The 23,490-nt window shown below is 37.4% G+C and carries 16 protein-coding genes; 14 read left to right on the top strand and 2 right to left on the bottom strand.

The annotated features are described in order from the left end of the window. Positions 1-458: 458 nt before the first annotated feature. The gene (locus CWD90_RS21780; RefSeq protein ID WP_103478177.1) at positions 459-3,176 is read right to left on the bottom strand and encodes a bifunctional YncE family protein/alkaline phosphatase family protein; all 2,718 of its coding nucleotides are present in this window, start codon (positions 3,174-3,176) and stop codon (positions 459-461) included. A gap of 249 nt (positions 3,177-3,425) precedes the next feature. Continuing rightward, entirely contained in the window at positions 3,426-4,565 is a 1,140-nt protein-coding gene (locus CWD90_RS21775) for a saccharopine dehydrogenase family protein (protein ID WP_103478170.1), read from the bottom strand. 1,148 nt (positions 4,566-5,713) lie between these two features. Between CWD90_RS21775 and CWD90_RS21770 the strand changes: the two genes are divergently transcribed. The 14 genes from CWD90_RS21770 to CWD90_RS21705 all read left to right on the top strand — a co-directional run bounded on the left by CWD90_RS21770 (position 5,714) and on the right by CWD90_RS21705 (position 23,409). Further along, positions 5,714-6,721, top strand: a complete 1,008-nt coding sequence (locus CWD90_RS21770) for a zinc-binding alcohol dehydrogenase family protein (RefSeq protein WP_103478169.1) — start codon at positions 5,714-5,716, stop codon at positions 6,719-6,721. 17 nt (positions 6,722-6,738) lie between these two features. Next, positions 6,739-8,391, top strand: coding sequence for a UxaA family hydrolase (locus CWD90_RS21765; RefSeq protein WP_103478168.1), 1,653 nt, complete (start codon positions 6,739-6,741; stop codon positions 8,389-8,391). A 120-nt stretch (positions 8,392-8,511) separates the two neighbouring features. Beyond that, a complete protein-coding gene (locus CWD90_RS21760) occupies positions 8,512-9,342 on the top strand; it encodes an amidohydrolase family protein (RefSeq protein WP_103478167.1) in 831 nt (276 codons plus the stop codon). Between the two features lie 2,062 nt (positions 9,343-11,404). Further along, positions 11,405-12,562, top strand: coding sequence for an MraY family glycosyltransferase (locus tag CWD90_RS21755; RefSeq protein WP_103478166.1), 1,158 nt, complete (start codon positions 11,405-11,407; stop codon positions 12,560-12,562). Between the two features lie 411 nt (positions 12,563-12,973). After that, a complete protein-coding gene (locus CWD90_RS21750; RefSeq protein ID WP_103478165.1) occupies positions 12,974-13,435 on the top strand; it encodes a UpxY family transcription antiterminator in 462 nt (153 codons plus the stop codon). Between the two features lie 282 nt (positions 13,436-13,717). After that, positions 13,718-14,278 (top strand): serine O-acetyltransferase, encoded by a 561-nt coding sequence (locus CWD90_RS21745; RefSeq protein ID WP_103478164.1) that lies wholly within the window; start codon positions 13,718-13,720, stop codon positions 14,276-14,278. 169 nt (positions 14,279-14,447) lie between these two features. Continuing rightward, on the top strand, positions 14,448-15,074 hold the full coding sequence (locus CWD90_RS23600; protein WP_103478163.1) for an acyltransferase: 627 nt from the start codon (positions 14,448-14,450) through the stop codon (positions 15,072-15,074). Next, positions 15,067-16,548 (top strand): lipopolysaccharide biosynthesis protein, encoded by a 1,482-nt coding sequence (locus tag CWD90_RS21735; RefSeq protein ID WP_103478162.1) that lies wholly within the window; start codon positions 15,067-15,069, stop codon positions 16,546-16,548. Before CWD90_RS23600 ends, CWD90_RS21735 begins: the two co-directional genes overlap by 8 nt. Further along, positions 16,548-17,741 (top strand): O-antigen ligase family protein, encoded by a 1,194-nt coding sequence (locus tag CWD90_RS21730; RefSeq protein WP_103478161.1) that lies wholly within the window; start codon positions 16,548-16,550, stop codon positions 17,739-17,741. The genes CWD90_RS21735 and CWD90_RS21730 overlap by 1 nt, the downstream gene beginning before the upstream one ends. A gap of 9 nt (positions 17,742-17,750) precedes the next feature. After that, on the top strand, positions 17,751-18,821 hold the full coding sequence (locus tag CWD90_RS21725; protein ID WP_103478160.1) for a glycosyltransferase: 1,071 nt from the start codon (positions 17,751-17,753) through the stop codon (positions 18,819-18,821). A gap of 200 nt (positions 18,822-19,021) precedes the next feature. Further along, positions 19,022-20,128 carry a glycosyltransferase gene (locus CWD90_RS21720; protein WP_103478159.1) on the top strand — a complete coding sequence of 369 codons (1,107 nt, stop codon included), beginning with the start codon at positions 19,022-19,024 and terminating at the stop codon, positions 20,126-20,128. A gap of 11 nt (positions 20,129-20,139) precedes the next feature. Then, a complete protein-coding gene (locus CWD90_RS21715; RefSeq protein ID WP_103478158.1) occupies positions 20,140-21,069 on the top strand; it encodes a polysaccharide deacetylase family protein in 930 nt (309 codons plus the stop codon). Positions 21,070-21,386: 317 nt separating this feature from the next. Next, entirely contained in the window at positions 21,387-22,625 is a 1,239-nt protein-coding gene (locus CWD90_RS21710) for a glycosyltransferase family 4 protein (protein WP_103478157.1), read from the top strand. Continuing rightward, positions 22,618-23,409 carry a glycosyltransferase family protein gene (locus CWD90_RS21705; RefSeq protein ID WP_103478156.1) on the top strand — a complete coding sequence of 264 codons (792 nt, stop codon included), beginning with the start codon at positions 22,618-22,620 and terminating at the stop codon, positions 23,407-23,409. The genes CWD90_RS21710 and CWD90_RS21705 overlap by 8 nt, the downstream gene beginning before the upstream one ends. Positions 23,410-23,490 lie beyond the last annotated feature (81 nt).

Raw genomic sequence — 23,490 nt, 5'->3', positions numbered from 1 at the left:
TCATTGCGAGCCTGGCTGGCTAGGCAGGAAGAGATAGCGACGAAGCAATCTCACCTTAGAACAAGCAGATTGCCACGCTGCGTTTACCTAGCGGTAAACTTGCTCGCAATGACGACCCTTGATAATGTTAGACTAACAAGATGCTATTGGCTATTGGCTTTTGGCTAATGCCATCTGGCTAAAAATCACCACTGTAAAAAACAGATTGCCGCGCTGCGTTTACCTAACGGTAAACTTGCTCGCAATGACGACCGTTGATAATGTTAGACTAACAAGATACTATTGGCTTTTGGCTAATGCCATCTGGCTAAAAATTACCACCGTAAAAAACAGATTGCCGCGCTGCGTTTACCTAACGGTAAACTTGCTCGCAATGACGACCGTTAATAATATTAAACTAACAAAATAACTATTGCCTAGTGACTAATGACTTCTGGCTAAAAACTGACCACTGCTCACTATTCCTCATCCGCCTTGTTCTCATAATGATTAACTCGGGCATCGTCCTCGTTATCCATTGGTGGGCCTTGTTCAATTTTCCGCCAATCAATTGTCTTATTGTACTTCTTCATGGAGAGTTCGGCATTATACATACGTTCATCATGACGCTCCAAGGTATAAGGTGTGAAGTCGGGCTCAGAAGTAAAGAAATCCTGAAGTAAGGACGCCGTAACATCAAACTGATTTACATAAGGAACATTCAATATGTTGTACATCGTTTTTAAAATGGCCCCAAAATTAGCATGGGTATTGGAAACATATCCCTTTTTCACATAAGGGCCCGCCATCATAAGAATAGACCTATGGGCATCCACATGATCTACCCCTCCTTGGGGATCATCCTCCGTAATGATCACGAGCATATTTTTCCAATATTTGGTCCTGGAAAGAAAATGCAATACCCTACCAACCGCTAGATCATTATCTACCATGAAGGATTGTGGGTAAGGATATCCATCTTCTGGACGGACTCTTGCCCCATGATCATTGGGTAGCATCATGGTCACCAATTGTGGCATATCTTCCTCTCCTTCGATCCATTTCTCCGTAAACTCCCTTTCAAACTGATCCATACGGTATTGATCGGGAATATTCATATTATAACCGGCATAGTCGTGACTAGTCCTTGTAAACAGTGCCTTTTGCATGGGTACCATAACGCCATGCGCTGCTCCTGTATTGGTATCATACCATTCTTCGCGCACATGTGCCGTTTCATTGGCCTGTCCAAAATTGTAGAAAGAAACATTTTCCCTATCCAAGGCTTCCCATAGCCCCCCTATCTCCGCATAATCCTCAGGGTCTACACTTCCAATGGTTCCTGGATGACGTCGCCCTGGCGCATCGGAAAATATTTTGGCCGATTTGCTTACGCTGGAATTTGCCTCTACCCATTCGTTGGGAATAACACCTACCAACCAATGATGTCCATGAACGGAAGCATCACTATCACAATAGTAATTGTCCGAATAGGCAAATTGCTTTGCGGCCTTATGATGGTTGGGCGAAATTCTCAGGTTAGGGAATTGTGCTTGTACCGAATCCGGTAACGTATAGGTATTGTTAACCCCATAACGGGCCAAGGTACTATCGCCTTTCCCTGTTTTAAGCTGTCCAAAAACCTCATCGTAGGTCCTGTTCTCCTTGGTAATATATACCACATGTTTTATAGGACTCTGACGCAGTTTTGGCAAGGGAGGCAAAGGATTGGTACCGTCATCGGTTACAGTGCTTTCCCTAAAAGTATTGTCTATGGATATTTTGGTATACTCGGCAAGCTTCTCCTCAGTGGGCATAGGTACCCTTTGAAAACTACCCAATTGAATATCCCCTATATAATCGCCCTGTGGTGGTTCCACAAAATCTTTTCCGCCATTGGGGCCAGATCCAAGACCTCTACAAGTAATGATATATATGTTCTTTTCATCTTTGGATAATTCTACCCTTGTTGGTCCCCAACCACTAGGAATAAGTCCTTTGGTAGTTTGGGAAGGAATATCTATAACAGCCACCGCATTGAATCCCAACAGGGCCACGTACAATGTTTTCTCCTCCTTATCCATGGTAATTCCGAATGGCAATAGGCCTCGGTACTTGTCTATACGGGCATCGACTTTAATAGGAATATGGCCAACAATTTCCTGGCTCTGGTGATCAATAATAGTGATATTGTCATTGGTGGCATTGGTAACATAGGCAAACTGCTTCCCAACGGCAATGGAGTTGGGGCTTGCTCCTCCTACTACTTCGGCATCATCCACGGTTTGTCCTATTTGGTGCCCTGTCTTAAATTTTTTGATCACCTTGTTATTATCAAGGTCTATGGTAAATACACTCATGGCATCAGGGTGCAACGGACTTCCCAAGCCTGGGATTTTGCGTCCTTCCACTACGGTACCTTCAATGGACTCTTTGGTATTGTCCCCATAGGCGTGATGGGAAATCATTAAGGAATCATAATTGGCTGGAGTGGCACCCTCTATCAAAGGATAGGAATACACGCCAACATTGGCCACAAATGCCTGCTTATTATCGGGACTGATCGCCAAGCCAAACGGTTGACGACCTACATTAACGGACCCTTTTATTTTTTTGGTATCCAAATCGATACGTACCATTCTAAAATTCCCACGATCTAGCACCAATAGTTCGTTATTGGCTTCGTTTATCCTTAAATCGGAGGTAAAGCTATCTTGATAATCCTTTCCATCTACAATACCATTCAAGGAAATGGAATCCAATTTGGTTAGGCTCTCCACATCATATTGAATAACCGCTCCTGTATCTCCCCCACTTAAATAAACCGTTTTGGAGTCCTGGGCAAATTCGACCCCCAAAAAAGAACCCTTGGCCAAAGGTGATGGTATGCTACCATCATAACTGGGAATCCTGACCGACTCCATGGAGGCTACGTCTATTACCGTAAAAACCCCATCGTGCAGGGTAACCGCCTTGCTCCCGTCCGGTGATACGGCCATTCCAAAGGGATCATGTGTTATACGTAGTTTATCGCCAACTGGAGTTACATACCTGCCACTGGCCAGAATGGATATCCCATTCTCATCAATAATACTGTACTGGTCTTTACCAGGTACCTGTAAAACGGAAATGCTTTTTTGGCGTGAATTACAAGAAACAAAAACTAAAACTAAAAAGACTACAAAAAACCGATTCATTAGGCTAAAATTAAAGGGTGGATAGATGTTTTTAAAATAAAAATTAATATTACGCATTTTTGCTGAAAGGTTAAAGCAGATAGCAATCATTTAAAATAATTTAATAAAAGTCAATCACCTCAGGGCAAGCCCATGAGGCATCGGATGGAAACTACTAATAACATTTCGACATAAGCGTTGGAGCATTCAAATCTCACTTAGTGAGTAAAAATTAGAAAACCCTATTCCCTAAGCTTACAGAATAGTCTTTTACTTAATGTTACCATAGACGGGTACCACAAAATTTCCGTTTAAAAATGGCTTTGGATCTATCTCACTTTGCAGGATCAACCCTTTGTGTTTGGACTCTAACAACATAAAAGCAGCCTGCACCATGGGTGCCGCCGTAGTAGTCTGTATAGCCCTAAGTTTGTGTTTCCCCACTTTTTGCGGTGCTATTACATTGGAAACCTCGCTCCTTCTAAGAACGCCATGGTTGTCCTTGCCCTCTACGGCAGCATACAGTACAATTTGATCCTGTTCTATATGCGGAATCTCCGTTTCCATTTTCTCCTGTAATCTCTTTATGACGGCATCCCCTTTCGGAAAACCCGCTAACTGCTGATCCACCCAGGCATAATGTCCGGGATACCTCAAAGTCTTGTAATCCAAATGACGTACCTTACCGGATAGGGCGGTTGGCAGATCGGCGGCCCCACCTGAGGTAAGGTCTTCTTCATAGGTCCTGCCGTCTATTATGATTCTTGCCCGCTCCGTGAGGGACTTTAAGTGTACCTTTTTATAATCCCTTAGGGCTTCGGCATCTTTAATATATTCGGTAGCAACGCCCACGGGACTCCATGTAAAACCGTAGTAATGGGGTGCTACGGCATGGTCCGTTAAGGCCCCTACCTTAAATTGCAACTTATCTACTTTGTCTACACTGTGCTTTCTACAAAATTCCTGATATAGGTAATGGGCCAATATATCTATATACCCGGGTGCCAGACCCGATTGCAAGACAAAACCGGTTTCGGCATTTTTTGCCATTTCAATTATTTCATTGGTCTCCGCCACGTATTCGGTTAGGTTTACATAATGAAGTCCATACTTTTTGGCATAGCTCGCCATTTTCGGCGCCAGACTACCGGGTAGGCAATCGAGAAGTACATCGCCCTGCGTAAAAATTTCTTCCATTTCCTTCGTCAGGCCCATATCGGAAAGACAAAACGCCTTTGCCAATGACGGCTTTGTTGTCCCCTCCCCGATCATATGGGCTACTTTTTCTGCCTTTCCCAGCGTTCGATTCCCTATAAAGATTTTCAGGGGTACGTTGCCCCATGCCGAAAGTATCAATCCAACCGCCTGGGCAATACCCCCTGCGCCTGCAATTACCATATTATATGACATATTCCAGTAGCTAAATTTGTACAACTAAAGATAGTATTTTTCTTGGAAATTTCTGCTATATGGTGTAGATACTATACGCGTTGGTTGGATTATTAGAAAAGATTTTGATGGGCTTAAGTTCATGGTTCCATCGTCAGTTCGAGTGCTTCTCGATACAATTTTATTTCGTTGCACTCCATAAAATCACTCGAAGTGACGGGCTGTCAACAGACCACTGTTCACTGGAGTCCCTTCTCTATACAATCCTCCTTCGTTGGATCACTCGAAGTGACGACTTTCAACTTTCAACCTTTAAACATTGGACATTGAACATCAAAATGTTTATTGCTAATTGTACACTGTAACATGCAGATTGCCGCGCTGCGCCTGCCTGACGGCTAGGCTGACTCGCGATGACGAACAAAAAAAAGCTCCTCCCTTCAGACGAAGGGAGGTGGCTTCGCCACAAGCGAAGACGGAGGGTTTTGAAATATCTGGCCTCAGAAAAAGAACCTTTGATAGGGTAATGGTTATAACCCACCCCTAGCCCCTCCCAAGAGGGGAATTGGTCAGGTACCAATAAGGTATTTTGTGCAGCAATTATTCCCCCTCCTTGGAAGTGCCTGCCCCGATTTTTAGTCAGAGTATTAGGGGGGAGGACTTTTGGTGAGATTCGTCATTGCGAGAAGCGATAGCGACGAAGCAATCTCATCTTAGGATAAACAGATTGTCGCACTGCGCCTGCCTGACGGCTAGGCTGACTCGCGATGACGGTTCTTGTTCCTTCGTCAGTTCGGGTGCTTCTTGATACTATTTTGCTCCACTGCGTTACTCAAAATCACTCGAAGTGACGGACTTTGAACTTTAAATTGTTTAAACTACTGAAAACTGTCAACTGATTACTGATTACTGAAAACTGCAATCTTTTTTCTCTTTTCTTTCAATACTCAATACTAATTTCCCACTTCCCAATACACATTTAGCCCTTCCTAACTTTCAACATTGAACTTTCAACATTGAACAATGTACTTTGAACAATTTTTAATTCTTTTTGGTTAAATTACACCCTTGAACCATAACAACATACTTGCTTTTGGATTACAACACAAAAGCCCTATAATGCTTGAGAATAATCACAATAAACCAATAAAAATAAAAGACATAATCGCATGAAATATATTGTTTGTGAGGAACCTGGAAACTTTCAGTTAAAGGAAAAAGAGGCCCCGATCAGAAAAAAAGGGGAAGCCTTGTTAAAAGTGAACAAGGTGGGCATCTGCGGTACCGACCTTCACGCCTATACCGGCAATCAGGCCTTTTTTACCTATCCCAGGATCCTAGGCCATGAGCTGGCCACCACTGTGCTGGAAATCGATGAAAATGACAAGGGCATAGCCGCAGGAGACAATGTAGTGATCATGCCTTATCTGAGCTGTGGCCATTGTGTGGCCTGTAGGAACGGGAAGACCAATTGCTGCACCCAAATCCAGGTGCTGGGCATACACACAGACGGTGGCATGCAGGAGCAGATCACCGTACCCGTGAATATATTGTTGCCCGCCAAGCAGCTGACCAACGAACAGATGGCTATTGTAGAGCCTTTGGCTATAGCGGCACATGCCATTCGCAGGGCACAGCTAGTTCCGGGAGAAACGGTAGTGGTCGTGGGCTGTGGGCCCATAGGTATCGGGATTATGAAACTTGCCCAGATCGAAGGGGCCAAGGTCATAGCCCTGGACATGAACCAAGACCGACTTCAGTATGCCAAGGAAAAGATTGGGGTGGACCATATTGTAAATGTAGCCGAAGACCCGGTAAAACAGATTTCAGAAATCACCCAGGGCGATATGGCGACCGCCGTATTTGATGCCTCCGGCCATAAAGGAGCCTTGGAACAGGGACCCAACTATATGTCGCACGGCGGAAAATACATTCTCGTCGGACTCTCCAAAGGGGAGCTTACCTTTACCCATCCGGCCATACACGCCAAGGAGACCACCCTCATGTGCAGTAGGAATGCCACCGTGGCCGATTTTGAAAGGGTCATTGCCATTCTGGACCAGTTCCCTACAGATTCGTTTATAACCCACAACGTGCATTTCTCGGAAATGAAAGAGAATTTCGACAGCTGGTTAAAACCTGCAACAGGAGTTATAAAAGCCACGGTTGAATTTTAAAATAATAACATAACAATATGTCAAAGAATTTTTTACAAATACATCCTAAGGACAACATCCTTGCAGCTCTGCAGGATATGAAGAAAGATTATATGGTCACATTTGAAGGGAAATCATTCTCTCTTAAAAACAATGTAACCGCCAAGCATAAATTCGCACTACAGCAATTCAAGGTAGGAGACCCTATTTTAATGTATGGCACCCTAATCGGAAAAGCTACTAGACCCATAGCTCAGGGAGAATCGATAACCATAGAAAATGTAGTGCATGCTTCTTCCGATTATAATGTAGGGGAACAACAATCTCATTGGGAGGCACCGGATATTTCCAAATGGAAGAACAGCAGCTTCCAAGGCTACCATCGTGCCGACGGCAGTGTGGGGACCGCCAACCATTGGCTGGTTATCCCTATGGTCTTCTGTGAAAACAGAAATGTAAACGTACTGCGCACTACCCTACTCAATGCCCTGGGTTACGAGACTGCCCAGGACTATATTATAGATACCGAAGTCCTGGTATCACAGTACAAAAAAGGGGCCAGTGCCGAAACATTGATGGCTACTCCCATTATTAAAACGGCTGACGAAATTAAACAGAACAGGACCTTTCCAAATGTGGACGGCATTAAGTTCCTTACCCACGATGGCGGCTGTGGCTGTGATCGCGGGGATTCGGATACCCTTTGCAACCTATTGGCAGGATACATTACCAATCCCAATGTTGCCGGGGCTACCATTCTTAGTTTAGGCTGCCAAAACGCCCAGGTAAAAATATTGGAAGATGCCATTGCTAAACGCGACCCTAACTTTTCCAAACCCCTACATGTCTTGGAGCAACAAAATAGCAAGAGTGAGCGCCATTTTATTGAGGAAGCGGTTAAGAAAACCTTTTTAGGCCTTATTGAAGCCAACAAGGTAGAGCGCCAACCTGCTCCGCTAAGCAAATTGGTTTTAGGCTTGGAATGTGGTGGTTCGGATGGATTTTCAGGAATTTCGGCCAATCCCGCCCTTGGTTATGCTTCCGACCTTATTGTGGCTTTGGGAGGCGCTACCGTGCTTTCCGAATTTCCGGAACTCAATGGCGTGGAACAAGAACTCATCAATCGCTGTGAAGCGCCCGAAAATGCAGAAAAGTTTGCCAGTATTATGAGGGCCTATTCCGCCAAGGCGGTTTCCATAGGCTCCGGATTTGAAAACAATCCATCGCCAGGCAATATAAAGGACGGACTCATCACCGATGCAATGAAGTCGGCCGGAGCAGCCAAAAAAGGCGGTACTTCTCTGGTACAAGATGTATTGGATTATACCGAAAGGGTCACCAAAAATGGCCTAAATCTCTTATGTACTCCGGGCAACGATGTGGAAAGCACTACAGGCTTGGCAGGCTCTGGATGCAATGTAATTGCCTTCACCACCGGTTTGGGTACTCCTACCGGCAACCCAGTGGCTCCGGTAATAAAGATGTCCAGCAACAATGCCCTCAGCAAACGCATGAAAGACATTATCGATTTTAACACAGGAACTATAATTACGGGAGAAGATACCATACAGACCAAAGGAGAAGAACTGCTGGACTATATCATAGAGGTGGCCAGTGGCAACACTGTTCCAGCGGCGGTTAGATTGGAGCAGAACGACTTTATTCCCTGGAAAAGAGGGATTTCCTTATAAATAATCTGTGATACAGCCTTTAAATAAATAACCTCACCCAGAATTGCTAAAAAGCACTTCTGACCTCTCCCAAGGAGAGGTGAAAAACGTACAAATTAACAAACTAGTAATATTAATATCATGATCATAGATTCTCACCAACATTTCTGGAAATACAACCCTGTAAAGCACTCTTGGATCAACGAGCAAATGACCGTTATCCGAAGGGATTTTTTACCCTCGGACCTAAAACCGGTATTTGCTAAAAACGGCGTTGATGGCTGTGTGGCGGTACAGGCGGACCAGACCTTGGCGGAAACCGATTTCCTTTTGGAACACGCCCATAACAATGCTTTTGTAAAAGGCGTAGTGGGCTGGGTAGATCTAAGAAGTGCCGATGTAGATCAGGTATTGGAAAAATACGCCAAGGATAAGCATTTAAAGGGATACCGACATATAGTACAGGACGAAGCTGACCATAATTTTTTATTGAGACCGGATTTTTTAAGGGGCATCTCCAAATTGGAACAGTTCGGGGCTGTCTATGACATCCTTATTTTTCCGCATCAATTGGGAGCTACCTTGGAGTTTGTGAAAAAATTTCCCAACCAAAAATTCGTGATCGACCATATTGCCAAACCTTATATTAAAGACGGATTTTATGACGGCTGGGCAGCACTGATGCAGGAAGTCGCCAAACATGAAAACGTGCACTGTAAAATTTCGGGCATGATCACCGAGGCCGAATTCAAAAATTGGACCCCGGAACAGATACACCCTTATATGCTCATGGTCCTGGAGGCCTTTGGGCCTGAACGCTGTATGTACGGTTCCGATTGGCCCGTATGCCTAGTCGCTGGGTCCTACACCCAGGTAAAAGACCTGACCACCGATTTCATTTCTAGCCTTAGCACTAACGAGCAGGCTGCCATTATGGGGCAGAATGCAGTGGAGTTCTACGGGTTGGAATAAGGGAGAAGTAATCAGTAAACAGTGGCTGAAACAATTTAAAGTTCAAAGTTTAATGTTCAATGTTTAATGTTTAAGAACTTGTGGCTTCGGCTACGCTCAGCCACCGGATGAAGTACACGGAGATAGAAAACAGTAAACAGTTTTCAGTAGTCAGTTATTAGTAGTTAGAATTTAGACTCTTTATTCTTTTCTCTCTTCTCTTAACACTAGATTATGTCTTTTCCTTTTTAACTCTTGGCACCTGGCTTTTGGCTATCCCGTCATTGCGAGCTTGCCTTGCCGTCAGGCAGGCGCAGCGCGGCAATCAGCTTCTTACAATTAACTGTGACCAATTAGCAATAAACAATGATGATGTTCAATGTCCAATGTTAAAAAGTTGAAAGTCGTCATTGCGCGTGCAACGTGGCAATCAGCTTCTTACAGGGTAAAGTCTTCAGGGATGTTCAAGAACTTGTGGCTTCGGCTACGCTCAGCCACCGGGTAAAGTACACGGAGATTGAGCGTAGTCGAAATCGAAGTAAACGGAAACAGTGGTCAGTCTTCAGTGAACAGTAGTCAGTGGTCAGCCCGTCACTTCGAGTGATTTTGAGTAACGAAGTGGAGCAAAATTGTATCGAGAAGCACTCGGTTCTCGATACAAAATGCCTATCGCCCGTCACTTCGAGTGATTTTGCATAACGAAGTGGAGCAAAATAGTATCGAGAAGCACTCGAACTGACGACAGAACTTAACCCGTCATTGCGAGCTCAGCGCGGCAATCTGCTTCTTACAGGGTAAAGTCTTCAGGGATGTTCAAAAACTTGTGGCTTCGACTACGCTCAGCCACCGGATGAAGTACACGGAGATTGAGCGTTGGAAGAACCTAGAATCTAGATGCTAGAGCCTAGACTACCCCAAAAATAAGTATACCATGAGTTAAATCGCACAAATAGCTCCAGCCTAGTATGTGTGACTTCTCGTCGTCCCGAAAAGGGACTCTGTCGAAGTGACTAAAAGTCATCTCCTTGACCTCCGTTTAAAAAGCAGGACAGGCCCTTCTCAAGGAGGGAGAACAAACCCTACCCTAGATATCACCACTTACCACCAACCCATTTTCAAATTTCCAAATTGACTCATCATCAAATTAACTAACCCATTGGCACATTAACCCATCGGGTAATTTCTCCCCATCCGGGGAATTACACCCCATTTCTCTAAATACCTATGCACTTTACATTTAATTTAAATATCTAATATACAGTTAATTACAAAAATCTCTTAACACCATAAAATTAAAGGCATTGTTCTTGACAGACATTCCCATTAACCAAAAACCATTTACGGGTACACCCAAAAAAAAATTATGTACCACAATGCGGGTTTCCGCATAAAAATAGCTAGCGCAAGATTTAGGTTTGTCGAAAGAAACGGATTAACAAACATGGCTATCTCAATAATACACTCATTTGGCTAGAATAAGATTATAGGCAAAAAAAGCATATCGGCTGGCTTGTTGGAATCGTGTTCGGGGGAACTCACAAATTTCGCAAGCCTAGCCTTTATTTCCTATAGTAATAGTAGTTGATAAAAGGTTTCGTGGATGTAGGATATGTAGGAGGTAGCAATTTTTTTTTAATGCTTTCAAAAATTTCATTAACCCATTTAGCAGTAATGCCTAAAAGGGGTCTCTGTACTGATTTGAACGTATACCACTATAAGCCAGTAATTTAATTGCTTTTTCAGAGAAAAAATCATCAAAGCCATCACAAATACCTAACCATTTAATAAAAAAACCAGATTGCATAATTCACATTTTATTATTACTTTGAAAGATAAATAGTACAAAAAAACAGTTGACCACGGTTAACTAGAGTTAATCGACAAATAATCTTAAAAAAAAGTTAATCCATGTTAAAAACAATATTTAATAGTAGCTTTGCCCATCGAGGATTTTACTCAAATTGGTAGCTTCCAAGACCCAAATTTTACATTGATTCCTTTAGAATTCCCCCCAATAAAGTGAATCAGAATTAGTGCAAATATCTAGTAAATGATCAGTTCCCTTATGTGCTAAAGAATAATTATGGCATACCTATATAACTTATTTACCAATCCTTATGTATTGGTCTTTGTAGCCTTGCTGATTCCCATTCTGCTATCACTCAGAATGTATCCGGTAATCATTTACCTGGTAAAGTCCAAGAACCTAATGGACGAGCCTATAGATCGCAGTATGCACACCGCCAAAACTCCTACTTTGGGCGGTGTGGGCATGTTCATCACCTTTTCTTTGACCTTAATTACCGCAGGAATGTTATTGGGGCTATCACAGGAAGACCTCCTAAAGTTATTATCGCTCTTGGCGGCTACTATTACCTTAATGTTCTTGGGCATCAAGGACGACCCTTTGGGCCTGGCGCCCAAGAAGAAATTTATAATTCAGGCTTTGGCGGCCACATTGGTCATTGTTTTAACTGATGTCCGTATAGCTAGTTGTTACGGGCTCTTGGGCATGGAGGAGCTGCCTTATTTAGCCTCGGTAGTTTTTAGCATATTTGTTTTTCTGGCGGTGATCAATGCCTTTAACCTAATCGATGGAATAGACGGTTTGGCCGGGACGATCGCCATTATTGTAAGTGCCTCCTTTGGAGTCTTTTATTTCCTAAACGGCCGCTATTTAATGGTAGCCGTTTCCTTTGCCCTTATCGGGGCTCTTATAGGGTTTTTAAGGTATAACCTCTCGGAAAAGCGTAAAATATTCATGGGTGATTGTGGCTCCATGTTCGTAGGCTTTTTATTGGCCTACCAGGCCATTTCTTTTTTGGAATTTAATGCCAAGGAAGTTACCCCCTACACCATCCAGGTAGCCCCTATTATGGCCATGGCCATCCTTTCCTTTCCCATCTTGGATACAGTTAGGGTCTTTATAATTCGTATTGCACAAAAACGTAGCCCGTTTAGTGCGGACAGTAACCATATACACCACCGTATGTTAGACATGGGCCTGTCCCATAAAAGAGCTACTGTAATTCTGGCAATCATAAATATTCTGGTCATTGCCTTGGCCGTTTTGATCAAGGACCTCTATATAAATTTGCAATTGTACATTTTGGTGTTGGCTGTGCCCTTGCTCTATTTTTCGCCTTGGCTCTTATTAAAACCCAATAGTAAAAAGCAGACCTGGCAGCAGAAGAAAAAATGGTCGATGCTCAGATCTAGGATCAATAATTTTTTAGGGTAGTATAAAACAAGAATAGGAATTATTTAGATGATATTAATTTTACTAGAAAAAAACATAAGACAACTTAGTATGAAGTTTAATCTAAGGAATATAGATTTGAAAAGTTAGGTTGCTTTCACAACTGCCGTCATCTTACAGTATGGAGCTTACCTAAGTGAGCTATTGTTCAAAAAAGGTGGTAGAATCCATGGATAAAGCTTCTTGTACTATTATATAGCAAAAATTAGGATAGATTTTCCATATCAAGATCTATATAGAAAAACTGAAATTATGTTTTTTGTTACTCTTATTAATCAAACAATGATTTCGGAGTTATATAATAAGAGACTAAATGGAGTTTCCCTTAGACTTTTAGCACTAATATTAGTTTTTTTATTTACGGTACTAAAAAAAAGATAGATAGTATAACATATGCCCTGGTACGTACTCCATACTAAACCAAAGAACGAAAAAAAAGTAGCCACCCGCCTAGCTTCTATAGGCGTTACCGCCTTTTGCCCTGTACGTACGGAGATAAAGCAATGGAGCGACCGCAAAAAAAAGGTAGAGATTCCTTTACTGCCATCTTTGATTTTGGTTCAGATATCGGATAAAGAACGGGCCACCGTTTTTCAGGTATCAGGAGCTGTACGATATATGTTTTGGTTGGGAAAACCGGCGGTTGTGACCCCGTTTGAGGTCGAGGTCTTACAAGAGATGCAAGCCCATAAAAATATCCATAGTATGCAATTGGAAGCTATAAAGCCAGGTACTAAATTAGATTTATCGGCCATGGGATTTAAATCACAAAAGGGAACGGTAAAATATATCTCGGAAAACCAATATTGGGTAGTCCTGGAAGGATTGGGATATGTGTTAAAAATAGATCGGTAAAAGGACAAATACTATAAATAACAGGAAGTCGGCATAAAAGCTAATAAGGCCTTCCAGAAAATAAGCCTTCTGTTTTTAGAAGGTAAAATAGAATTTTAAGGGCAACATTTTAAAAAACAAAAACCCTTAAAAACAAACTATTAGCACATAATATGTGACTAAGAAGGGCGGAGCCGTGCTAGAGGAGGAAGTTAATATTAAAGTATGTTTTTTACACAACTGTTCAAATTGCAGTAGGAGATTTTGGATTAGATTTTTATCCTTTATAACTGATCTATAGACATGAATAATACAATCAAAGCTGATTTATATAGATATGGAGGCGAAACTTCAATATTAAAAGGCTTAAGAATTGAAGGTTTTAGATATATGTATTGCTTTCGGAATGCTTCAAAACATAAAAAATATTCGCCTTTTGGCCTATTTTATAGGTTTTTACTCCGTAGACTTAAATATAAGTATGGATTCCAAATTCCTTTAAATACCCAAATTGGTGAAGGATTTTACATTGGCCATTATGGAACCATTGTAATAAATGTTAATGCGAAAATTGGAAGGTATTGTAACATTACACACAATACCACTATAGGAATGGCCAACAGAGGAAAGTTAAAAGGCTTTCCCACTATTGGCGATTATGTTTGGATAGGTACCGGTTCTGTCATCGTAGGAAATATTAATATTGGAAATAATGTTTTAATTGCTCCCAACAGTTTTGTTAATATGGACATCCCTGATCAATCACTTGTAATTGGAAATCCAGCAAAAATAATATCAAAAGACAATCCCACCGGTGGTTATATTAATAATATCTTATCAATGGAACAATTCTCGAAAATTTGAATTATCACAGCTACTGTTTTTTTGCAAAATATTAAAAGAAAACTATTTTTTTCCATTCTTTAAGTCAGAATTTGCAAGATGTTAGAATAACTGAATATAATAGTATGAGTTGGAAAAATGAATTCTTTAGATTTAAAAATCTAATATTAAATGATTTATAATTCACTAAATGATAAATTTTATAAAAAACGCTTTTGATAGATTTCTTGAGAAGAGAAACTCAACAAGACTATTCAATCTAGTCGGCGAACTCGGTGAAGATTATCGATTTGAAAAAGGAAGTAATATTGAACTTTCTTTTGGATCCACAAAAAATGACATTTCAATCGGAAAAAGAATGCGACTTAGAGGAAAACTAGCATCTCAGTATGGTGGTAAAATTACAATTGGCAATTATTCTAATGTAAATGAAAACACAGTAATAGGAGCTGTTAACTCTGTCGTTATTGGTGATTTTGCGTCAATTGCGGCTAATGTGACAATTATGGATAACAACAACCATCCTGTACAGCCTGACGATAGAAAAATAAAACAATTTTCTGAGTCAGGAGATGAATTAAGAAGTTGGAAATACGCTGTATCCAAACCTATCATTATAAAAAACAATGTTTGGATTGGAGCAAACGCAAGAATTAATAAAGGAGTAACAATAGGACAAAATTCTATTGTGGCTGCAAATGCTGTAGTAACAAAAGATGTCCCTGACAACAGCATTGCGGCTGGTAATCCTGCGAAAATTGTCAAAACCGATATTCACTTGTTACCAAGATTTTTTGATTATAAGATAAATGAATAAAATTTCAGATAACAAACAGACTTTTTGGCTTGCTTTTGGAAAAATAATTGCTCTTTTTGCGACTTTATTGGTTCCACTTTTTTTAACAAGATTTCTAAATAAAGATGAATACGGATTTTATAATCAATTTAATACTGTAATATTTTTTTTATCTTCTTTTTTTTCCTTTGGCATGTCTTCTAATATTTTTTATTTCTATCCTACAAACTTTAAAAAAGATCAAAAATCATTGTTATATCACACGGTCTTCTTTTTGTTGATATTTGGTCTCCTGTCAGCATTATTTATTTATTTGCCTTATTTATCCGAGTTCTTTTTAGCCAATGATGAATTGCAAAACTATAAAACAGTTATTTACCTACTTACTATAGTATTGGTATTAACCAGTATTATTGACCCTTTATATGTCGTCAAGAAAGATGTAGCTTTTAGTGTATGGTTTCCTACCTTTCAGGTGGCTATTAAAGCAATTTTAATAGTTGGATTCTTTCTTCTTATACCAAGTATTAAATCGGTAATAAATGCCATTATAGTATCGTCCATAATAGTGCTATTAATTGTACTTGGATATATTGGAAAGACTATTAGAGAATTGCCTGAAGGGAAAATATACGATAAAGAAACGGCTAAGATTCAACTCAAATACAATCTTCCCATTGGGGCGGCCATTGCAATAAAAACTTTTTCTCAAAAATTTGATAAAATAATTGGTATCACTTATTTAAGCGCCTCCTCATATGCTTCTTATTCTATAGCTTTTTTTGGAATACCCGGAATTCAGCAAATTTATGATTCCATATCACAAGTTACCGTAATTAATATGGTTAAATGTTTCAATAAAGGAGAAATTGCACAAGCACATGCCTTATATAAAAATATGGTCATAAAAACCTTGTCGTTTTCTGTACCTATAATTTTAATTGTAACCTTAAATGCTCAAGAAATAATCACCTTTTTATTTACAAATAAATATACGGACGCCACTATATTATTTCAGCTATATCTAATTTCTTTTATTTTTGTAATGCTGGGGGCCGGTTTAATATTGAGAGCTTCAGGCAATACCAAATTCATTATTAGAGCCTTTTTATATGCCTCTATAATAACAATCCCAGCGACCTATTTTTTAATTAAGAATTATGGAAGTATTGGGGCCATGAGCGGAGCACTTTTTAGTATAATACTTCCCAAAATATATCAAATCAAAAAAGAAATTCAATTTACTGAATCCACTCTGTACTCCTTTTTGCCATGGAAAGAGATAGGCAAAATATTTTTAATATCACTTGTTTGCATTGTCCCATTTGCTTATCTAATAATTAATATTATTGATAGAAATATCATCAATGTGATAATAATTTCTATAATCTATCTAAGCATAGTGACAATTATTGAAATAAACCTTGACCTTTTTCTAGTAAAAAAGAATAGATTGATCAAAATAAAAAACGATTTTCTAAACAAAATTAAGTAATGGAAAAATATTTAAGGTTTGAATATTTCTTCAGTCTAATGGTTTTAATCTGGGAACCTTTTCAACGATTTATTCTTAAAGTCGATGGGGCCGGATATTCTATAACCTTACTTTGTATAATTCTGCTCTCAATTCTTATCAGAAAAAAATCATTTTACAAAATAGCTTTCAATAAACCATTGATTATCTGGTTGCTTTGGCTTATCTATACTTTTATAAATGCACTTATAAATGGATATGGTGACGATATCCCAATTTTATCCTTTTTTACCAATATTTTCGCCCCTCTACTATTGATGATTGTTATAACCTTAGAATTTAAACGGGACGATAAGAAACTGTTAAATATTCTTATAATGGGTTTATATTTGGCAATAATTTTAATTCTCCTTTTTGAGACAGAAACTGAACATGGAAGAACAGGTGGAGAGCTTAATTCTAACACCATTGGGACCATGGCTACCGTATTATGTATGCTTTTATACCTAAAGTATTATAAACATCAGCTTAAGGCATTATGGTTTATAATATTGATTTCTCTACCAATATTTACAATAATATCTACAGGTTCTAGAACTGCTTTTGGGGGTTTAGCTTTATTACTTGGCCTTCATTTTTTTATTAATCGATCTCGGAATGTCCTCATTACTATATCTAAAATAGTACTGCCTGCCCTTATCTTAATTTTAGCTTTTAATTACCTACTAGAAAATACAGGATTAGGAGAAAGAATACTGTCAACAACAGAGCAAAGTGAAGGTATGGACTTTGAAACTGGTAATCCAATTTTGGACAAGTTTGGAGATCGCGGTATCTTTTATTATAGAGGCTGGGAAGTTTTTATAGAGCAACCATTAACAGGAATAGGTTTGGGAAATTTTAAAGATTATAACGAGAATAAACTAGCACAACATTCAGAATATATGATACAATTAACAGAGTTGGGGCTAATTGGTTTTACACTATTCTTTTTATTCTATTTATCCATTTTTAAAAATTTGTTTAGAATCAAAAACATCTTAATTAATAAAAGAGAGAATGAGCTATTCATAGGCTATGTGCTTATAATCCTTCTTATGATCACAGCGACTAGAATGTATCAAGTAGGATATTTTTTCGCGATAATTGGAGTTACCATAGGTTATTTTACCAAACAGAAATTTTTAATCCAAAGGGTCAAAATAAAAAATTAAATATATTGTATGCCAACAAATAAAGTTATAATATGGACCTCGGGTATTGACGATTTATTAGTTGGAAATGGAATGGTTGGAGGACTTACCGTTCAAATGATGACTTGGGCAAATGCCTTTTTAAATAACCAATGGAAGGTTTTATCCCCAACAAACATTAGATCCCGGAACTCCACTAGAATCAGTAAAATAGAATTTTTCTATTTTCCAAAAGCTAAATTTTTAAATATTGTTTTTGAATTCTTCTGTACTTTTTTTTTTATAGTTAAACATCAACCCCAATTAATAATAACTAGAGGAGCTTCAAGGCAACTATTTGCCATTTCACTATTTTCTAAATTAATTGGAATAAAATTAATTTTAATGTTTGCCAGTGATTCTGATCTTATCAAAGGAAAAGAGCTAATAGCTAGACCATGGGACAGATGGCTTTTTAGGTTAGGACTATTGAATGTTTCGAATTTTGTAGTACAAAACTCTAAACAACAACAACTTTTAAATTTAAAATCACCTAAATCAAATTCTATTTGTATACCTAATATATGGCCTTCTAAACCCGAGCTTGGTCAAAAACGAGATAGTATTTTATGGGTTTCCAATTTTCGGGAATTAAAACGACCGCATTGGTTTATAGATTTGGCCAAACAATTTCCCGAAAGGCAGTTTATCATGGTCGGTGGGCCATTAGACCAAAAACTCTTTGAACAATGCCAGAAAGAAGCAATTATGCTCAATAATTTAGAGTTCCTAGGTCCCTGCCCTTTGTCAAAGACCAATCACCTTTTTGAAAAAGCATCACTTTTTATTTGCACATCGGAAATAGAGGGTTTTCCCAATACGTTTTTACAAGCCTGGTCAAACCAAATACCAATAATTACAACCTTTGATCCAAGTGATGTAGTTATTAAAAATCAATTAGGCCTTGTGATTAATTCTAAACATGAACTTGTAGAAGCTGTTTGGGAAACTAATGACGAACTTAAGTATTTAAGTATGCAAAAAAATATTAAAAACTATTTTGAACATAACCACGAACCAAATTCTCAGTTTGTTAAGTTAGCAAATGCCTTTGATTTATGAAGATTGTTCAATTTTTTCAGGTTACGAATTTGGGGTTCGAAACGCTGATTAAAAATAATTCCAAAGAAGTGACTTTAGATATTCCAATTATTTGGCATGCAAACAATATACATGCCCGCAAAAAAGTTGTTCCAAGTATGGATAATTCTATGACTATTTAATAGGCGCTAAAATTACCAATAATAATTTTTTAATATTTAATGAAAATAGCACAAGTAGTATTTGAAATGGTAGCTGGTGGTGCAGAAATAATGGCACTAACCTTATCCGAACAATTGGTAAAACAAAACCACCAAGTAGATTTAATTAGGGTTAATGCACCTAATGACATCACAAGAGAAAGAATTGAAGCCGATCACTTAAATAATATTGGCATACAAAGTCATCTTTTAAATAGAAAACTCGGCAAATTAGGTATTAATAGTATAATTAAATTAATAAAATTAATTAATAAGGAAAAATATGATATTGTACATTCACATTTGATGATGCCGGACGCATATGTAGCCTTTGCCAAAATTCTATGTCATCATAAATTTACACATATCATTACAGTTCATAGTGCATCAGGCTATCATCCTAACTATTTACTTAAATCACTTTTTAGGCAGTCCATATTTGTTAAATGTAGTCCCGCCATTAAAAAACTAAATTCGGTTAAGAAAGAGCACATTGTTTTAAATGCAGTTGATATAGCTAAATTTTCCCCAAAGAATAATACACAATTGCCCAGTATAATAGAAGAACTTAAATTGCCTTCGATTAGTAGAATAATAATTTCGGTCGGAAATTTAAGACCAGAAAAAAATCAAATTCTTGGCATTAAAATGATGCATCACTTAATTGAGCATCATAAAATTGCCAATCTGCACTATGTTATTTGCGGTCACGGTCCTGAATTAAGTAACTTAAAAAATGAAGTTAAAAATTTAAATATTGTAAGCAATGTTCATTTTCTGGGCTCACGAAATGACATCCCCAGTCTGCTGCAGCTATCAGAGATCTTTTTCAACTTTTCAACATATGAGGGATTGCCTTTGGGGGTATTGGAAGCTTTTGCCAGTGGAATTATTACTGTCCTTTCTCCGATTGAACAACACACTGTAATAGGTAGTAACATGACCGAATGTTACTTCCCAAAAAACTTTGAAGTAGATTCTTTCGCAAAAGTATTTTGCGATTTAGCAAGTAAGCCAAAAACAAGTACAAAATCTGAAGTTTCAGAAAAAAGAAAAGAGCTTATGGAAGAATATTCTTTGGATAATTTTACAGATAAATATCTGAAAATTTATAAAAATCATAGCTAAATGAATTATTGATGAAATCCATTAAATATTTTATTAAATTTTTTGGATCTTTACTGTTTTATAGACTTGGAGGGCTATACTTGTTAAAAGCGCTTTTAAAAAAAGAACCCTATCTTTTGGTTTTAAACTATCATAATTTTTCAAAATATAATAATTTTAGTATTAAAAGAGGTTCTATATTAGAAACCGGCTATGCAGTGAATTTTGAAAAGCAAGTCCGCTTTCTAAAAAAGCATTTTACGTTTTTATTCCCGGAGGAATTTTTTGAAGCAGAACCTGAAAAAGGGATTAATGTTTTAATAAGCTTTGATGATGGTTACAAGGATAATTATGATATCGCTTACCCCATTCTTAAAAAGCAACAAGCCAAAACCATATTCTTTGTGGTAACATCCTTGATAGGAACCAATGAATGGCTGCGGCATGATAAACTTAGGCTGTTGGTAGCACATAATCTCCTTTTAGAAAATGAAGTTGAAAGTGCTTTAAGAAAAATGAACAAAGGGATAGCATTACCGGATGAAATTATAGTTCAATCTAAACAATATGAACAATATTCTGGTTCTAGGACTTTGATGATGAATTGGTCTGAGTTAAAAGAGATACAAGCCCAAGGATTTAAAATTATGCCACATACGGCAAATCATGCTATATTAAGCTTCTTAAATAAGGAAGAACAAGAGCAAGAAATTATGGGTTCCATAAACAGAATTGATTCTGAGTTGCATCAGAATTCAGATTATTTTGCATATCCTAATGGCTTATACGATTCAAGAACAATTGAAGTTTTAAAATCCAGTGACATCAAATACGGATTTACCACTATTCCAGGAACCAATACGAAAAAGGAGAAACGATTGGAGCTAAAGCGAATTGGAATAAATGCATCCGATAGTGTATCTCTTCTACTTTTAAAATTATTTATGGCCGCTATAAAATGAAGATCAACTATTTTATATTGGTTACAGCATTAAAAGTATTAACAAAAACTTATAAGCCATAATTAGTTCTTTTATGTTATTGAGTAGACATATCATTTGATGGTTAACAATAGTCGTAGGTAATATTGCACTTGAAATGGATAAATTACTGAAATTGAAGCAGATAGAATTCTTCGTTCATGATCCTATGTCACCTTGTAACAAGGTTATGGTATAATGGCGTGTATTTATAGAATAGAGATGTTAAAGATAATAAGGGGCTATATACTATATTACTATTTAAAAAAGAATAAAATAACCTTTCAGATTTAATTGCAATGCAAATTAAACATCATAAAACTATCCTAATTTCAGCATACACATGCAATCCATATGGTGTGTCAGAATCTCTAGCAGCCTTTAACTTCGTGAAAATATTATTGAAAAAATTTTCTGTAATATTATTAACAACAAGAGAGAATGAGATTTTTATAAATGAATATTTTAAAAACGATTCAAATCTACATTTAAAAATTATTTCTTTTAAAGATACCTATCCTGGAAAAAAAGTGCCCATAATAAAGGATTCTATAAAATTAGGGTATTTTATTTTTAACTATAAAATACGGAGATTTTTAAAACAAAATACGGAGATTATTCAAAAGTCTGATATTCTTTACCACAAATCGCCTTCAAGTTTCAGATATTTTTCGAATTTATCAAAATTCAATAAAACGTTCATTTTTGGCCCTACTGGTGGTGGATTACAGACTCCACCAATAATAAAAAAGTTTTTCCGAAATGAAAATAAAATATTAAAACTTAGAAAATTTGATCAGTTTTTATTAAACACATCATTTTACAAGAAACATTATAGAAGTGCCGATATCATATTAATTACACTTCCCTATGTTAAAGACATTTTAGGAGATGAATTTGAAGATAAGTATGTTGAGATATTCGACACTGGAATTGATACTAATTTACATACAAACAATTCTATTTTCTCTGATGATAATAGAATATGTTTTGTAGGAAGACTTACACCTTATAAAGGTGCTGAGTTATTAATAAAAGCAATACACTTAATTCATAATAAATACCCAGATCTAAAAGTTGAAATAGTCGGAGATGGTGAAGAAAGGGAAAAACTTATAGGTCTATGCCAAAAATTAAAGATAATTCACAAAATAAACTTTCACGGTCATTTGCCCCATCAAGAAGTAAAGGATATATATAAAAATTCATCTATTTTCTGTTTTCCAACTCTTACTGAAGCCAGTGGTAATTCATTACTTGAAGCAATGAGCTATAGCTTACCAATTGTAACTATTAACAATGGTGGCCCAAAATTTATGTGTCCTGATGAAGGGTCCTTTAAAGTTGATATTGATGCACCTGAAAAAATGATTAAAGCAATTAGTAACTCAATAGACATATTACTAAAAAACAAAGATTTAAGAATCAAAATGGGTGAGATTAATAGAGCGCATTGTATTAAAAATTATGACTGGAATGTGTTGGAACTTAAAGTACTAGAGGTTTTTTACAACAAAATATCAGAATTAGATGATTAAAGTTCTGGTAATTGGACCATTTAAAGGGGCCATAGGTGGAGTAAACGTTCATATTAATCGCTTAATTGAGTTATTAAGTGGGTCTAAGAATGTAAAACTAGTTGGCTTAAATGATGGGAAAGGCCACTCGTCACGCTTTCCGAATTTGAGAAGTTATGAATTTTTCGAAATTTTTAAATCGTTTTATAAAAATGATATAATCCATATTCACTCATCAATTTGGTGGTTAATTATATTATATATAATATCAGGAAAAATATTCAGTAAAAAAATGATTGTCACCTTACATTCATGGGGCTATAGTCTAAATCAAAAAAAAATTCTGCTTATATTTCTGAAGGGGTGTAATAAAATAATTGCAGTAAATCCGTCTATAAAAGATGAATTAAATATTAAGGAAAAGGTAATTGTGCAGTATGCATTTCTTCCACCAAACAAAATGGATGATTCACCATTACCACAGGAGATATTAATTAAGCTCTCTGAACAAAGAAAGAGTGGCAAAAGATTTATTGTTGGAAACGCTGGTCAACTATTTATTTATAACTCCCAAGATTTATATGGTTTAGACCTTTGTATACAATGTGCGAGAAAGTTTAAAATGAATAATGACCCTTTTTTCATTATTTTCACAGTAAGCCATCATAATGAAATTGCAGAAAAATACATAAATATCATAGATCAAGAAAAATTAGAAGACTATATATATCTATATGTAGGTTTAGTTTCCTTTCCTAATTTAAATGAACTACCTCGAGGCAGAGCCATCGAGGTATCAAAATAAACGTAATTGATTCTTATGTATCACGCTATATTGAGATTTTCCCTGGTTTTGGAGGTATTTCTTAATTACCTCTTCATTCGC

The sequence above is a fragment of the Arenibacter catalasegens genome (assembly GCF_002909235.1).
Classification (GTDB): Bacteria; Bacteroidota; Bacteroidia; order Flavobacteriales; family Flavobacteriaceae; genus Arenibacter; species Arenibacter catalasegens.
Note: the sequence above shows the minus strand (reverse complement) of the source record. Positions and strands in the feature narration are given on the sequence as shown.

What these genes read in the sequence shown, in the direction of transcription:
- CWD90_RS21780 (WP_103478177.1), bottom strand. Translation starts at nt 3,176, where the DNA reads ATGAATCGGTTTTTTGTAGTCTTTTTAGTTTTAGTTTTTGTTTCTTGT.
- CWD90_RS21775 (WP_103478170.1), bottom strand. Translation starts at nt 4,565, where the DNA reads ATGTCATATAATATGGTAATTGCAGGCGCAGGGGGTATTGCCCAGGCG.
- CWD90_RS21770 (WP_103478169.1), top strand. Translation starts at nt 5,714, where the DNA reads ATGAAATATATTGTTTGTGAGGAACCTGGAAACTTTCAGTTAAAGGAA.
- CWD90_RS21765 (WP_103478168.1), top strand. Translation starts at nt 6,739, where the DNA reads ATGTCAAAGAATTTTTTACAAATACATCCTAAGGACAACATCCTTGCA.
- CWD90_RS21760 (WP_103478167.1), top strand. Translation starts at nt 8,512, where the DNA reads ATGATCATAGATTCTCACCAACATTTCTGGAAATACAACCCTGTAAAG.
- CWD90_RS21755 (WP_103478166.1), top strand. Translation starts at nt 11,405, where the DNA reads ATGGCATACCTATATAACTTATTTACCAATCCTTATGTATTGGTCTTT.
- CWD90_RS21750 (WP_103478165.1), top strand. Translation starts at nt 12,974, where the DNA reads ATGCCCTGGTACGTACTCCATACTAAACCAAAGAACGAAAAAAAAGTA.
- CWD90_RS21745 (WP_103478164.1), top strand. Translation starts at nt 13,718, where the DNA reads ATGAATAATACAATCAAAGCTGATTTATATAGATATGGAGGCGAAACT.
- CWD90_RS23600 (WP_103478163.1), top strand. Translation starts at nt 14,448, where the DNA reads ATGATAAATTTTATAAAAAACGCTTTTGATAGATTTCTTGAGAAGAGA.
- CWD90_RS21735 (WP_103478162.1), top strand. Translation starts at nt 15,067, where the DNA reads ATGAATAAAATTTCAGATAACAAACAGACTTTTTGGCTTGCTTTTGGA.
- CWD90_RS21730 (WP_103478161.1), top strand. Translation starts at nt 16,548, where the DNA reads ATGGAAAAATATTTAAGGTTTGAATATTTCTTCAGTCTAATGGTTTTA.
- CWD90_RS21725 (WP_103478160.1), top strand. Translation starts at nt 17,751, where the DNA reads ATGCCAACAAATAAAGTTATAATATGGACCTCGGGTATTGACGATTTA.
- CWD90_RS21720 (WP_103478159.1), top strand. Translation starts at nt 19,022, where the DNA reads ATGAAAATAGCACAAGTAGTATTTGAAATGGTAGCTGGTGGTGCAGAA.
- CWD90_RS21715 (WP_103478158.1), top strand. Translation starts at nt 20,140, where the DNA reads ATGAAATCCATTAAATATTTTATTAAATTTTTTGGATCTTTACTGTTT.
- CWD90_RS21710 (WP_103478157.1), top strand. Translation starts at nt 21,387, where the DNA reads ATGCAAATTAAACATCATAAAACTATCCTAATTTCAGCATACACATGC.
- CWD90_RS21705 (WP_103478156.1), top strand. Translation starts at nt 22,618, where the DNA reads ATGATTAAAGTTCTGGTAATTGGACCATTTAAAGGGGCCATAGGTGGA.